The following is a 13067-nucleotide window of genomic DNA, read 5'->3' as shown; positions in this document are numbered from 1 at the left end:
CCTGTCCACGCGGGTTCCTATTGATGAACCCTCAGTTTTTACCGACGCGTAACTTCCCACGCCACGCTACCCGTGCGTAATTTGGCATGAGCACATAGAAAGTCAGCAGTCAGAACTTGTGGTCCGGGCCGCAGGGCGCACCGACATCGCAACTCCCTTGAGCCGCAAGGAGACCACACGATGCTGCCCCGGAACCGTGCGCCGCGCACCCCACGTGCGCGGAGAGCCCTCGCCGCACTGCTCCTCGCCGTCGCCGCAGTCGCCACCCCCACGGCCGCTGCCGCTGCAGCCACCCCCACCGCCGCCACCTCCCGTGGCTGGAACGACTACTCCTGCAAGCCCTCCGCAGCCCACCCCCGCCCCGTCGTCCTGGTCCACGGAACCTTCGGGAACTCGATCGACAACTGGCTGGTCCTCGCCCCCTATCTCGTCAACCGGGGCTACTGCGTCTACTCGCTGGACTACGGGCAGCTGCCCGGCGTGCCGCTCTTCAACGGCCTCGGCCCGATCGACAAGTCGGCCGGCCAGCTCGCCGCATTCGTCGACAAGGTGCTCGCCTCCACCGGGGCGTCCAAGGCCGATGTCGTCGGCCACTCCCAGGGCGGCATGATGCCCAACTACTACCTGAAGTTCCTCGGCGGGGCCGCGAAGGTGAACGCCATGATCGGGCTCGCACCCGACAACCACGGCACCACCCTCCTCGGCCTGACGAAACTGCTGCCGTACTTCCCGGGAGCGGAGGACCTGCTGAACGCCAACACGCCCGGTCTCGCCGACCAGGTGGCGGGCTCTCCCTTCATCACCAGGCTCAACGCGGGCGGCGACACCGTGCCCGGAGTGCGCTACACGGTCATCGCGACCACATACGACGAGGTCGTGACCCCGTACCGCACGCAGTTCCTGGACGGGCCGAACGTACGCAACGTCCTGCTCCAGGACCTGTGTCCGGTCGACCTCTCCGAGCACGTGACGATCGGCACCGTCGACCGGATCGCCTACCACGAGGTGGCCAACGCCCTGGATCCGGCCCGCGCCACTCCCACCACCTGTGCCTCGGTCGTCGGCTAGGGCCTTTCGCCCGGATCGGGCCGGATCGGCGAGCGGGGCCCGGTGCCACGGCGCGCGAGCCCGGCGTGATCCGAACGAGAGCCCCCGGGGGACCGGAACGGAGCCATGGGACGGCCCCGCCCGCGGAGACCCGGGCGGGGCGTCTCGTCCCGTACCGTCCACCACGGCCGCCGGCCGGACGGGACGCGGGACGATGACGATCCGGCCGGCGGGCCTTCGTTGTCAGGGCTGGATGGCACGATCGACCCATGACGACGATCGACTGGGACTCCGCGGCCGACTCCTTCGACGAGGAGCCCGACCACGGGCTGCTCGATCCGGCGGTCCGGCATGCCTGGGCGCGGCGGCTGGAGAACTGGCTGCCCGGCGAGCGCTCCGAGGTGCTCGACCTGGGGTGCGGCACCGGAAGCCTCGCCCTGCTCGTCGCCGGGCAGGGGCACCGGGTCACCGCCGTCGACCGGTCGCCGCGCATGGTGGAGCAGGCACGGGCCAAACTCGCCGGGACCGGCACCGGGGTGCATCTCGGGGACGCGGCCCAACCACCGGTCGGCAAGCAGCGGTTCGATGTGATCATGGCTCGGCACGTGGTGTGGCTGCTGCCCGATCCGGAGGCGGCCCTGCGCCACTGGTTCACCCTGCTGCGGCCGGGTGGGCGGCTGATCCTGATCGAGGGCGTCTGGGGCGGGGTCGGCCTCTTTGCCGAGCGGCTCATCGGACTGCTCTCCGAGCACACCGAGCGCATCCACCACGAGCGGCTCTCCGACGATCCGGCCCTGTGGGGCAAGCGGGTCGACGACGAGCGCTACGCCCTGGTGGCCCGCGCCGAACCGCCGCGGCGGCACACCGAGGTCGTCGATGTGCATCTGATCCTCCGCCGAGGCCCCGACGTCCTGCTCGCCCGCCGGGCCGACACGGGCTACGCGGACGGGCTGTTCAACGGGCCGTCCGGACACGTGGAGGACGGTGAGGACGTCCGCGAGGCGATGATCCGCGAGGCTGCCGAGGAGATCGGTGTCGAACTCGGTCCGGACGAGCTGCGGGTCGCCCTCGTCATGCAGCACCGCGGCCCCGGCAGCAGCCCGCGGACCGGCTGGTTCTTCGAGGCGGAGTACGACCCCGGCCGCCCGCCGTACAACCGCGAACCGGACAAGTGCTCCGAGCTGGCCTGGTTCCCGCTGGACGCCCTTCCGGACGACATCGTCGCCTACTGCCGGGCGGGGCTCGACGGCTACCGCGCGGGGGAGCACTTCCTGATCCACTGGCACGAGGACGGCGACACCGTGGCCTACCAGCCGCACGGCATCCGCCGCGCCGTCCCGCTGCCGGCCGGCGGGGCCCGCACCGGCGGGGTGCACCACATCGAACTGTGGGTGCCCGACCTGCCGGCGGCCGAGCGGGGGTGGGGCTGGCTGCTCGGCGAGCTGGGTCATGCCCCGTACCAGCGCTGGGAGAACGGGCGGAGCTGGCGGCGCGGCGACAGCTATGTGGTGGTCGAGCGGTCACCCGACCTGACCGGGGAGACGCACGACCGCCGTCGCCCCGGGCTCAACCATCTGGCGTTCCACGTCCGGGACCGCGCCACCCTCGACGCACTGGTGGCCAGGGCCCCGGAACACGGCTGGCGGCCGCTCTTCCCGGAGCGCTACCCGCACGCGGGCGGCGACGGGCACACCGCCGCCTACCTGGAGGACGCGGCGGGGTACGAGGTGGAGCTGGTCGCCGGAGTCCCGCAGGCCCGCCCCGCGCCCCGGGCCCCGGCGCCGCACACCGATGTATGGGAGTGGCGCCGGGACTGAAAGGGCGTTCAGTTCAGGTCCGGTCCGGTCCGGAACGATCTCGCGCAGCCCACGTCGTGCAGAACGGCGGCAGCCTCGGCGGACCGGTGTCCCGCACCCGTGGCGGGCCGGCCTCGACGCGCGGACGACGACCTGCCTGGGTGTGTCCGGCCCCCGCGACAGAACAATTGGTGTGCGGTGCCGGTTATCTGACGTCACGTCAGAGGATCGGGGCACTGCTCCAGGGGCGGACGGACTCGATCGCCGCCGCGACGCGGAACACCGTGGTGTCGTCGTAGGTGCGTCCGACGACCTGCACCCCCGTCGGCACGCCGGTCGAGGCGAAACCGGACGGCACGCTCAGCACCGGGCAGCGGCTGGCTATGTTGAACGCTGTGGTCATCGCGGATTCCAGATAGAAGTCCAGTTCGACGCCGTTGATCACGACCTTGGTCGAGAGGTGGTCGTCGTCCGCCCTGAGCGCCGGGACGGCGGTCGTCGGGCACAGCAGGACGTCGTAGCGGTCCAGCAGCGCACCGAGCGTCGTCTGCACCGCGGCCTCGATCTCAAGGCCCTGCAGGAAGCTGCCGGGCTCGCGGACGGCCTCGGCGGCCCGCTGGGCGAAGTCGAGTGCGTACGTGGTGAGCAGGTCGCCGTGCTCGGCGGCGACCGAGGCGATGTAGGGGCCGAAGATCGAGCCGAAGTGGATCATCGCCGCCCGCATCACGTCCGCCCGCATGATGGGGACCTCCACCTCCTCGACGATGGCACCGGCCGCGCGCAGCGCCTCCGCGACCGCGCGGGTGTTGGCCTCGACCTCGGGATCGACCGGCCAGTCCCCGAGGGTGACCGAGAGCGCCACCCGCAGGCCTTCGACGCTCTCGAACCGCTCGGGCAGGACGAGTTCGGACCGCAGCGAGACGGCGTCCAAGGGGTGGGGCCCCGCGATGACGTTCTCCAGCAGGGCGCAGTCGGCGACGGTGCGCGCCATCGGGCCGTCGTGGCAGTACGTGTCGAGGTTGAACGGCGTCATCGCCGGCACGCGCCCGTACGGCGGCTTGAAGCCGACCGTGCCCGTGTACGAAGCGGGGATGCGGATCGAGCCGCCGATGTCGGAGCCGGTCGCGAGCGTCGTCTCGCCCGCCGCGAGTGCGGCGCCCGCGCCGCCCGAGGAGCCACCGGGAGTGAACTCCGGGTTCCACGGGTTGCGGGTGACGCCCCACAGCCGTGATTGCGTGTATCCCGCGCAACTGAACTCCGGGGTCGTGGTCCGGGCGTGCACGATGCCGCCGGCGGCCTGGACCCGCTCGATCACCGGGTGCGTCTGTTCGGCGATCTCCCCCTGGAACGCCAGGGAGCCGTCCGTGCTGAGGCGCCCCGCGATGGGCTGCTCCTCCTTCGTCGCGACGGCGAGGCCCTCCAGCGCGCGGGGTGCTTCGCCCTTGCCCCCGTACCGGACTTCGGCCTCGCGGGCGGCGGCGAGTGCCTCCTCGAAGGTCTGCTCGGCAAGGGCGTTGACCTTCGGCTCGACGGCTTCGGCACGCGCGATGATCGCGGTCATCAGCTCGACCGGCGAGAGGGAACGGTCACGGAAGCGGCGCAGGGCCTCGGTGGCCGGCAGATAGGCGAGGTCGGTGAGATCGGTCATGTGAGGGTCCTTTGTGATGAATCGGAGGAGCCGGGTGGGCGCGCGGCGCCATTCGCCGGATGCGGGCCGGACCGCGTCCGGGGCCGCGGCCCCGGGGCCGGGTGGCGGGTGCGGGGTGCCGGGGCTGGTCAGGACGGTGTCGTGGGACCGGATTCGCTGGTCCTTCCGCCCCGGCTAGGCCGTCTCGTCGGTGATGTGCCGGACGACCGCGAGGCCGTGGCGCACAGGACGAGGCCGATGCCCTCGTCGTGCCGGGCGCGGGCGAGCGCGGGGGAGTGTCCCCGGGGGCGGCCGGGGACCGTTGGCACGGCTGTCAGGAGGTGGAGTGCACCAGCGCCCCGCCCACGTAGGTCTGCAGAACCCGGGCCGTGTGGATCTCCTCGGCCGGGTTGGTGAAGATGTCCCGGTCGAGGACCACCAGGTCGGCGAGGTGGCCCGGCCGCAGGGTACCGGCGTCGTCCGTGCCGTTGACGTGGGCCGAGCCCGCCGTGTAGGAGGCGACGGCGGTGGCGAGGTCGAGCCGCTGTTCGGGTAGGAAGACCCGGCCGTCGGTTGCCCCGGGCTGCATCCGGTTGACGGCGACATGGATTCCGGCGAGCGGGTCGGGGCTGCTCACGGACCAGTCGCTGCCTGCCGCGAGCGTCGCGCCGGCCCGCAGCAGGGAACCGAAGGGGTACTGCCGGGCGGCGCGCTCGGGGCCCAGGAAGGGGATGGTCAGCTCGTCCATCTGTGGCTCGTGCGAGGCCCAGAGCGGCTGGATGTTGGCTATCGCCCCGAGCCTGGCGAAGCGCGGGATGTCGTCGGGGTGGACCACCTGCAGGTGAGCGAGGTGGTGTCGGGTGGCACGGCGGCCGTTGGCGGTGCGGGCCGCCTCGATCGCATCCAGTGCCTCGCGCACCGCGCGGTCGCCGAGAGCGTGGAAGTGCACCTGGAAGTCGAGCGCGTCGAGCTCGGTGACATAAGCGCGCAGAGCGACCGGGTCGACGAAGCTCAGGCCGCTGTTGGCGGTGGCACAGCCGCAGCCGTCCAGGTATGGGGTGGTCATCGCGGCGGTGAAGTTCTCCGCGATGCCGTCCTGCATGATCTTCACCGAGCCGGCCCGGAACCTGCCGTGGGCCAGTTCCTCGCGGCGGGAGACCAGCTCCGGGATCTGGTCGGAGCCCCGGCCGCGGTCCCACCAGAGCGCGCCGTTGACGCGGGCGGTGAGAGTTCCCTCGCGGGCGGCGGTGAGATACGCGTCGGAGGGGTCGGGCTGGCCGTTGAACACGCCGAGCAGGGCGTCCTGCCAGCCGGTGATCCCGAGCGAGTGGAGCAGCCGCTGCGCGCGCAGCAGGCCGTCGAGGCGGTCGGCGGCGGTCTTCTCGGGCACCAGCCGGGCCACCAGGCCGGTGGCGCCTTCCTGGAGGACGCCGCTCGGTGTGCCGTCGCCCTCCCGTTCGATCCGGCCGTCGGCGGGGTCCGGGGTGTCCCGGGTGATGCCCGCGAGTTCGAGCGCGCGGGTGTTGGCCCAGGCACCGTGGTGGTCGCGGTTGACCAGGTACACCGGCCGGTCCGGTACCACCGAGTCGAGCAGCTGCCGGGTAGGGAGGCCGCCCTCGAAGCTCTCCAGGGACCAGCCGCCACCGGTGATCCAGGTGCTGTCGGGGTGGGCAAGGGCGAACTCGCTGAGGCGGTGCAGGTATTCGTCGACTCCCACGGTGCCGCTGAGGTCGCACTCGGCGAGCTCCAGGCCGCCGTAGACGGCGTGGATGTGGGAATCCTGGAAGCCGGGAAGCAGCAGCTTGCCCCTGAGGTCGACCACTTCGGTCTTCGGGCCGATCAGCTCCCGTACCTCGTCATGGCCGACGGCCGAGATCCGCTCCCCGGTGACGGCGAGGCTGCTCGCCCGGGTGCGGGCGGGGTCCCCGGTGTGCACGGGGCCTTGGGTGAAGACCAGATCGGCCTGGGTCATGGGAGGTGCTCCTGGTGGGTCGGCGGTCCGCGAACGGAACGCTGGGGGGAACGAGGCGTCGCGGTCCGCGCCGCGTGTCAGCGGGGCGCCGGTCAGACGGCGGTGTCGGGTTCGCCGTCGGCGGCGTCATGGCTACCGATGAAGTAGGGCGACCGGTGGTGCCAGCGGGCCCACGCGGCGGCCAGCAGTCCGGAACCGATCATCAGGACCGGGACGAGCAGTGCGAACCAGCCGTTGTCGGCGGAGACTTCGAAGTGATCGGTGGAGCTGTAGAAGGTCCAGGTGAGGTAGCCGCCGGTGGCGAGCAGCGCGAGCGCGCCGAGCACCGGTCCGACGACCGCGCGCAGGGCCTCCAGCGGTGACGTGCGCAGCAGGTGGCGGAAGCGCACCGCGGCGGCCGCGGCGGTGAGGGCGTAGTAGAGGGCGACGAGAATGCCGATCGCGTTGACGGCGGCGAAGATCAAGTCGTTGACGGTGGGGATGACCAGCGACATCGTGGCGAGGAGCAGGGCGATCGCGGTGATCAGCAGGGTGCCGACGGCGGGGGTCCCGTGCTTGGGGTGCAGGCGCGTCCAGACGGGGCCGAGAACGCCGTCGCGGCCCATCGCGTACATGCCGCGGGCGGTGGGGATGACCGAGGCCTGGAGCGACGCCACCGCGGAGAACATGAGGGCGATGAGCGGCAGAGCGGCCAGCGGCTGCTCGGCGAGCTTCATACCGAAGTAGGCGAGTCCCTGCGCGCCGTTGTCGGCCAGTTCGTCCAGCGGCAGGACCCGTTGGAAGGCGGTGCCGGCGAGCAGGAAGAGGAGCAGCATGACGGTCAGGGCGATGAATCCGCCGCGGGAGGCGTCCCGCGGGTCACTGACCTCTTCCCCGACGCTGAAGACCGACTCGAAGCCCCAGTAGCAGAAGACCGCGAGCACCATGCCCTGGGCGAGGGCCGCGGCCGAGGGGATGTCGAAGGGGTTGAACCACTGGAGCGAGAAGGGCTGGTCCCCGGCGAACAGACCGTAGCCGCAGAAGGCGAGCAGCACGCCGTACTCGAAGATCAGCAGGTACTTCTGCAGACGCGCCGCGAGGTCGAGCCCGCGGACCGCGACCAGCGCGGCGGCGACCAGGACGGCCATGCCGAGCAGGGTGGACTGGAGGGTGGAGTCCGGATCGAGGGAGAGACCGGCGACGCTGTGGACGGAGGCCTGGCCGAGGAGCTGGATGGTCGCCGAGCCCGTGATCGTGGTGGTGTAGGCCATGAACACGATGGTGCCGACGACGTTGACCCATCCGATCAGGAATCCCAGCCAGGGGCTGAAGATGTCGCCGACCCACTTGTAGCTGCTGCCGGCGTTGGGTTCGATGCGGTTGAGCCGCCCGTAGCCGCCGGCGATGCCGAGCACGGGCAGGAAGGCCAACAGCATGATCGCCGGTAGGTGCAGGCCGACGATGCTCGCCATCAGACCGAGTCCGATGCCGATACTGCTGGTCGCCGCGGTGCTCGACGCGGCGAGGACGATGCCGTCGACGACGCCTATGGACTTCCGCATCGTGGCCTGGGGGGCCTGGGCGCTTCTTATCGGCGTGGTGCTTGCACTTTTCACTGGTACCACCAACGGATCGTCGCCTTGCGCAGGGGGAGGTGGGCGGAGGGCCCGGATGGCAGGCCATGAAACCGTTGCCCCCTTCACACGTCAATGGCGTTGTCATAAGCTCCGCGCCATGAATGAGCGTGTGGTTCCGGAGCCGCAGCGGCGGCGCAGAAGGCCGACGAAGCAGGGCACGGTGCTGTCCGAGCAGGTCATCGTGGAGACGGCCCTGCGGCTGGTCGGGCAGCACGGTGCGGACGCGTTGACGGTCCGGCGGCTGGGAGCGGCGCTGGGCGCCGACCCCAGTGCGCTCTACCGGTACTTCCGCAACACCGACGACCTGTTGCTGGCAGTCGCCGACGAGCTCATCGGCCGTGCCCAGCTCGGCTGGCGGTCCACCGGCGAGTGGCGTACCGACCTGTGCGAGCTGGGTCTGCGCGTCCACGCCTCGTACCAGGCGCATCCGCAGGCCGCCCTGCTGGCGGCGCACCGGACGACCGGGCGGGACAACGAGATGCGGGCCGTGGAGAGGGTCCTCGGCGTGCTGCGGTCGGCGGGCTTCGGTGACCGGGAGGCGGTGCGGATCTATCACGCCTTCGTGGACCAGGCGCTCGCCTTCGCGGCCCTGGACGCGGCGGCGCTCGCGCTGCCGGCTCCCGCGCAGGCGGCCGATCTCCAGGTGTGGCAGGACCGCTACGGCCGCCTGGACGCGAGTGCCTACCCGCATATCGCCGCCACCGCGCAACTGCTGGCGGCCGACATGATGCTCAGTGGCTATCCGTTCGCGCTGGAGCTGCTGCTCGACGCCGTCGAGGCCAGGCTGCCCCGGGCGGGCGGGAAGACCGGCTGAGTCCGGATCGGGCGCCCTCGCCCTGCGGCCCGCCCGGACGCGGACCGGGTGGATCGCGGCCGAGGTCCTGGCCGAGTCGGCCTCGGTTCCGGGGGAGCCGCGGCGTGGTGTGGCTTACGTCAACTGCGTTGACACACTTCTGGGAGTGGAGTCTCATGGCGGGACCCGTAGGCCCAGCCGCTCCACGCACCACCCGAGGAGTCCTCCATGGATCCCGTCCGCGCGCTCCAGGACGCCAGCCCCACCCCGTTCTGGCTGGACGACCCCGGTCGGCCGCAGGCCACATCGGCCCTGGTCGCCGACACCCGCTGCGATCTGCTCGTGGTCGGTGGCGGCTACAGCGGCCTGTGGACCGCTCTGATCGCCAAGGAGCGCGACCCCTCCCGTGACGTCGTGCTGATCGAGGGCGAGGAGATCGGCTGGGCCGCGTCCGGGCGCAACGGCGGTTTCTGCGAGTCCAGCCTCACCCATGGTCTGGGCAACGGCTTCGAACGCTGGCCCGACGAGCTTGCCGAGCTGGAACGGCTCGGCATGCGGAACCTCCAGGCGATCGAGGACACGATCAAGAGCTACGGCATCGATTGCGACTGGGAGCGCACCGGCGCTCTCAACGTGGCGACCGAGCCGTACCAGGTCGACGACCTGCACGAGCTGGCCGCGCTCGCCGCCCGGTACGGCTCCGAGCAGACGGTGCTCGACGCCGACCAGACCCGCGCCGAGATCAACTCACCGACCTTCCTGGGCGCGCTCCGGGACGACGAGGGCACGGCGATGCTCAACCCCGCACGTCTCGCGTGGGGCCTCAAGCAGGTCTGTCTGGACCTCGGCGTACGCATCCACGAGCGCACCCGGGCAACGGCCATCGAGGAGACCGGACCGGGGATCACGGTGCGGACCCCGTACGGACGCGTTCTGGCGAACCGGGTCGCGCTCGCGACCAACGCCTTCCCCTCCCTGGTCAAGCGGCACCGCCTCTACACCGTCCCCGTGTACGACTACGCGCTGATGACGGAGCCGCTGACGGACGAACAGCTTGCTTCCATCGGCTGGCGCAACCGGCAGGGATTCTCCGACGCCGCCAACCAGTTCCACTACGTGCGGCTCTCGACCGACAACCGCATCCTGTGGGGCGGCTACGACACCCTCTACCACTACCGGGGCCGGGTGCGTGCCGAGCACGACCAGCGGCCGGAGACCTTCGCCACCCTGGCCCGGCACTTCTTCCGGACCTTCCCGCAACTGGAAGGGCTGCGCTTCACCCACACCTGGGGCGGCGCGATCGACACCTGCACCCGCTTCTCCGCGTTCTTCGACACCACTCACCAGGGCCGGGTCGCCTTCGCGGCCGGATTCACCGGCCTCGGCGTGGGGGCGACCCGCTTCGGCGCCGAGGTGATGCTCGACCTGCTGGCGGGCGAGCGCACCGAGCGGACCCGACTGGAGATGGTGCGGCGCAAGCCCCTCCCGTTTCCGCCGGAACCGGTCCGATGGGCCGGGATCCAGGCCACCAGGTGGTCTCTCGCCCGCGCGGACGAGAACTCCGGGCGACGCAACCTCTGGCTCAAGACCCTCGACCGGCTCGGCCTCGGCTTCGGAAGCTGATGTCCCGTCGTCCGACCGAGGCCGTTCCCCGGAGGAGTCGAACCGTCCGCTCCGTCCGGTGATCCGGTCGGAGCGGATGCCGGCCCGGCCGGCGAGGAGCACCCCGGTGCCCCCGGCCCGCGCCCCCGTGCCGATCGCCGGCCGGGTCTCCTGCCGTCGGACGCGGACCGCCTCGGCGTTCCGCTCGACGGTCCGCTTGTCCGGGCGCCGGAGGGCCGGACCCCGGCGGCGCGGGGACTTGCCCGCCCCCGCAGCCACGGGACGGCCGTCAGGGCCCGTCCGGCCCTGATCCGCCGGCCGTGGGGACTTGCCTGCCCCCGCAGCCACGGGGCAGCTCTCAGGGCCCGTCCGGCCTTGATCCCCCGGACGGGCCGCGGGGGCTGTCCGGGGTGTCGTGGCCTCGGCTCACAGGGTCCGCTCAAGGCGGTCGGCCATCAGCCTGACGAAGCGCGACGGGTCGCCGAGTTCGCCGCCCTCGGCCAGCAGCGCCAGGTCGTGGAGGAGCTCGGCCGTCTCCTCCAGGCCGGTACCGGACTCCTCACTCTTCTCGGAGTGCGCCCGGTTGAGGCCGCTGACCAGCAGGTGCTCCGGGTTGAGTTCGAGGATGCGCTTGACGTGGGGGACGGGCTGGCCCATGGCGCGGTACATGTTCTCCAGCGCCGGTGTCACGTCGTGCGCGTCCGAGACGATGCAGGCGGGCGAGACGGTGAGGCGCGAGGAGAGCCGTACCTCCTTGACGGTCCCGCTCAGCCGGTCCGTCATCCAGGCGAGCAGATCCGCGTACTCCTGCTGCCGGTTCTCGCGCTCGGTCGCGGCCTCCTTCTTCTCCTCCTCGGTACCGAGGTCGACCTCGCCCTTGGCGACGGACCGCAACTGCTTGCCGTCGAACTCGGGTTCCGCCTCGACCCACACCTCGTCGACGGGATCGGTCAGCAGCAGCACCTCGACGCCCTTGGCCCGGAAGGCCTCCATGTGCGGGGAGTTCTCGACGGCCTGCCGGGACTCGCCCGTGATGTAGTAGATGTGCTCCTGGCCGTCCTTCATCCGTTCCACGTACTGCCGCAGTGTGGTCGGCTCGTCCTTGTCGTGGGTCGTGGCGAAGGAGGCCACGCCGAGGATGGCGTCACGGTTCTCGAAGTCGCTCAGCAGCCCCTCCTTGAGGACGCGGCCGAACTCCCGCCAGAACGTGGCGTAGCGCTCCGGATCGGCGGACATCATGTCCTTGACCGTCGACAGCACCTTCTTCGCCAGACGCCGGTGCATCAGCTGGATCTGGCGGTCCTGCTGGAGGATCTCGCGCGACACGTTGAGCGACAGGTCCTGCGCGTCGACGACACCCTTCACGAAGCGCAGGTACGGCGGCATCAGCGCTTCGCAGTCGTCCATGATGAAGACGCGCTTCACATAGAGCTGGATGCCGCGCTTGTACCCCTGCATGAAGAGGTCCTGGGGCGCGTGCGACGGGATGAAGAGGAGTGCCTGGTACTCGAACGTGCCCTCCGCCTGCAGCCGGATGGTTTCGAGCGGGGCGATCCAGTCGTGGCTGATGTGCTTGTACAGCTCGTGGTACTCGTCGTCCGTGACCTCGTCGCGCGAGCGGGCCCAGAGGGCCTTCATCGAGTTCAGGGTCTCGGGTGCGCGCGGGGCATCGCCTTCGGCCCCCTCACCGGGCTCCGCGCTGTCGTCGGAGGCGGTCTCCGCGGCCATGCGGACGGGCCATGTGATGAAGTCCGAATACCGCTTGACGATCTCCCTGATCTTCCACGGGGAGGTGTAGTCGTAGAGCCGGTCGTCGGCGTCCTCCGGCTTGAGCCGCAGCGTGACCGCGGTGCCCTGGGGGGCACTGTCGACGGTCTCGATCGTGTACGTGCCCTCGCCGCTCGACGTCCAGCGGGTGCCCTGGCTCTCGCCCGCGCGCCGGGTCAGCAGCGTGACCTCGTCGGCCACCATGAAGCTGGAGTAGAACCCGACACCGAACTGGCCGATCAGCCCCTCGGCCGCGGCGGTGTCCTCGGCCTCCTTGAGTTCCCGCAGGAACTTCGCCGTGCCCGAGTTCGCGATGGTCCCGATGAGCTGGACGACTTCGTCGTGCGACATGCCGATGCCGTTGTCCCGCACGGTCAGCGTGCGGGCCTGCTGGTCGGTCTCGATGTCGATGTGGAGGTCGGACACGTCGGCGCCGAGCGAGTCGTCGCGAAGTGCTTCGAGTCGCAGCTTGTCGAGCGCGTCGGAGGCGTTGGAGACGAGTTCGCGCAGGAACACGTCCTTGTTCGAGTAGATCGAGTGGATCATCATCTGCAGAAGCTGGCGCGCTTCCACCTGAAACTCGAACGTCTCAGTCGGCATATTCCGTGATTCCTTCTCAGGTCACCGGGTGGGTAACTGGCCTGAGCACTTTAGACCGACCGGCACATGGGGTGCGGCGTCGCGGGGCTGGGTACGCACATCTGCGGCGTTGTCGTCGGTCGACAACACTCCGCGTTGCCTCCCTCCTCCGCCTTGCAGCTGCACGCACCCAGCCCCGCTCCTTCTCCCACCCCCCACGTGCCGGTCGGTCTAGGACCGACCGGCACATGGGGTGCGGCGTCGCGGG

At 70.9% G+C, this 13067-nt stretch carries 8 protein-coding genes; 4 read left to right on the top strand and 4 right to left on the bottom strand.

Annotation, left to right across the window (positions count from 1 at the left end; genetic code table 11):
• Nucleotides 1–180: 180 nt before the first annotated feature.
• Nucleotides 181–1068: an esterase/lipase family protein gene (locus ACZ68L_RS05960; RefSeq protein WP_469574463.1), complete on the top strand. Its 888-nt coding sequence runs from the start codon at nucleotides 181–183 to the stop codon at nucleotides 1066–1068.
• Nucleotides 1069–1316: 248 nt separating this feature from the next.
• Complete coding sequence (locus ACZ68L_RS05955) at nucleotides 1317–2864, top strand: trifunctional class I SAM-dependent methyltransferase/NUDIX hydrolase/VOC family protein (RefSeq protein WP_469574462.1); 1548 nt, start codon at nucleotides 1317–1319, stop codon at nucleotides 2862–2864.
• Between the two features lie 199 nt (nucleotides 2865–3063).
• Here the strand turns inward: ACZ68L_RS05955 and ACZ68L_RS05950 are convergent, their stop codons facing one another.
• The 3 genes from ACZ68L_RS05950 to ACZ68L_RS05940 all read right to left on the bottom strand — a co-directional run bounded on the left by ACZ68L_RS05950 (nucleotide 3064) and on the right by ACZ68L_RS05940 (nucleotide 7983).
• Entirely contained in the window at nucleotides 3064–4491 is a 1428-nt protein-coding gene (locus ACZ68L_RS05950) for an amidase (protein ID WP_469574461.1), read from the bottom strand.
• Nucleotides 4492–4804: 313 nt separating this feature from the next.
• Entirely contained in the window at nucleotides 4805–6442 is a 1638-nt protein-coding gene (locus ACZ68L_RS05945; RefSeq protein WP_469574460.1) for an amidohydrolase, read from the bottom strand.
• A gap of 92 nt (nucleotides 6443–6534) precedes the next feature.
• Nucleotides 6535–7983: an APC family permease gene (locus tag ACZ68L_RS05940; RefSeq protein WP_469574577.1), complete on the bottom strand. Its 1449-nt coding sequence runs from the start codon at nucleotides 7981–7983 to the stop codon at nucleotides 6535–6537.
• A 172-nt stretch (nucleotides 7984–8155) separates the two neighbouring features.
• Here ACZ68L_RS05940 and ACZ68L_RS05935 point away from each other — a divergent pair, with 172 nt between their 5' ends.
• Both ACZ68L_RS05935 and ACZ68L_RS05930 read left to right on the top strand, forming a co-directional pair.
• Nucleotides 8156–8872 (top strand): TetR/AcrR family transcriptional regulator, encoded by a 717-nt coding sequence (locus ACZ68L_RS05935; protein WP_469574458.1) that lies wholly within the window; start codon nucleotides 8156–8158, stop codon nucleotides 8870–8872.
• Nucleotides 8873–9079: 207 nt separating this feature from the next.
• Nucleotides 9080–10474 carry an NAD(P)/FAD-dependent oxidoreductase gene (locus ACZ68L_RS05930; RefSeq protein WP_469574457.1) on the top strand — a complete coding sequence of 465 codons (1395 nt, stop codon included), beginning with the start codon at nucleotides 9080–9082 and terminating at the stop codon, nucleotides 10472–10474.
• Nucleotides 10475–10879: 405 nt separating this feature from the next.
• Here the strand turns inward: ACZ68L_RS05930 and htpG are convergent, their stop codons facing one another.
• A complete protein-coding gene (gene htpG / locus ACZ68L_RS05925) occupies nucleotides 10880–12820 on the bottom strand; it encodes a molecular chaperone HtpG (RefSeq protein WP_469574455.1) in 1941 nt (646 codons plus the stop codon).
• Between the last annotated feature and the right edge of the window lie 247 nt (nucleotides 12821–13067).

The organism is Streptomyces sp. NPDC104309 (genome assembly GCF_055584025.1).
The sequence above is the reverse complement of the archived record's forward strand: the minus strand, read 5'-3'. Positions and strand labels throughout refer to the sequence as shown.

Coding starts and splice junctions, on each gene's coding strand:
- ACZ68L_RS05935 (WP_469574458.1), top strand. CDS start 8,156: ATGAATGAGCGTGTGGTTCCGGAGCCGCAGCGGCGGCGCAGAAGGCCG.
- ACZ68L_RS05955 (WP_469574462.1), top strand. CDS start 1,317: ATGACGACGATCGACTGGGACTCCGCGGCCGACTCCTTCGACGAGGAG.
- htpG (WP_469574455.1), bottom strand. CDS start 12,820: ATGCCGACTGAGACGTTCGAGTTTCAGGTGGAAGCGCGCCAGCTTCTG.
- ACZ68L_RS05950 (WP_469574461.1), bottom strand. CDS start 4,491: ATGACCGATCTCACCGACCTCGCCTATCTGCCGGCCACCGAGGCCCTG.
- ACZ68L_RS05940 (WP_469574577.1), bottom strand. CDS start 7,983: ATGCGGAAGTCCATAGGCGTCGTCGACGGCATCGTCCTCGCCGCGTCG.
- ACZ68L_RS05960 (WP_469574463.1), top strand. CDS start 181: ATGCTGCCCCGGAACCGTGCGCCGCGCACCCCACGTGCGCGGAGAGCC.
- ACZ68L_RS05945 (WP_469574460.1), bottom strand. CDS start 6,442: ATGACCCAGGCCGATCTGGTCTTCACCCAAGGCCCCGTGCACACCGGG.
- ACZ68L_RS05930 (WP_469574457.1), top strand. CDS start 9,080: ATGGATCCCGTCCGCGCGCTCCAGGACGCCAGCCCCACCCCGTTCTGG.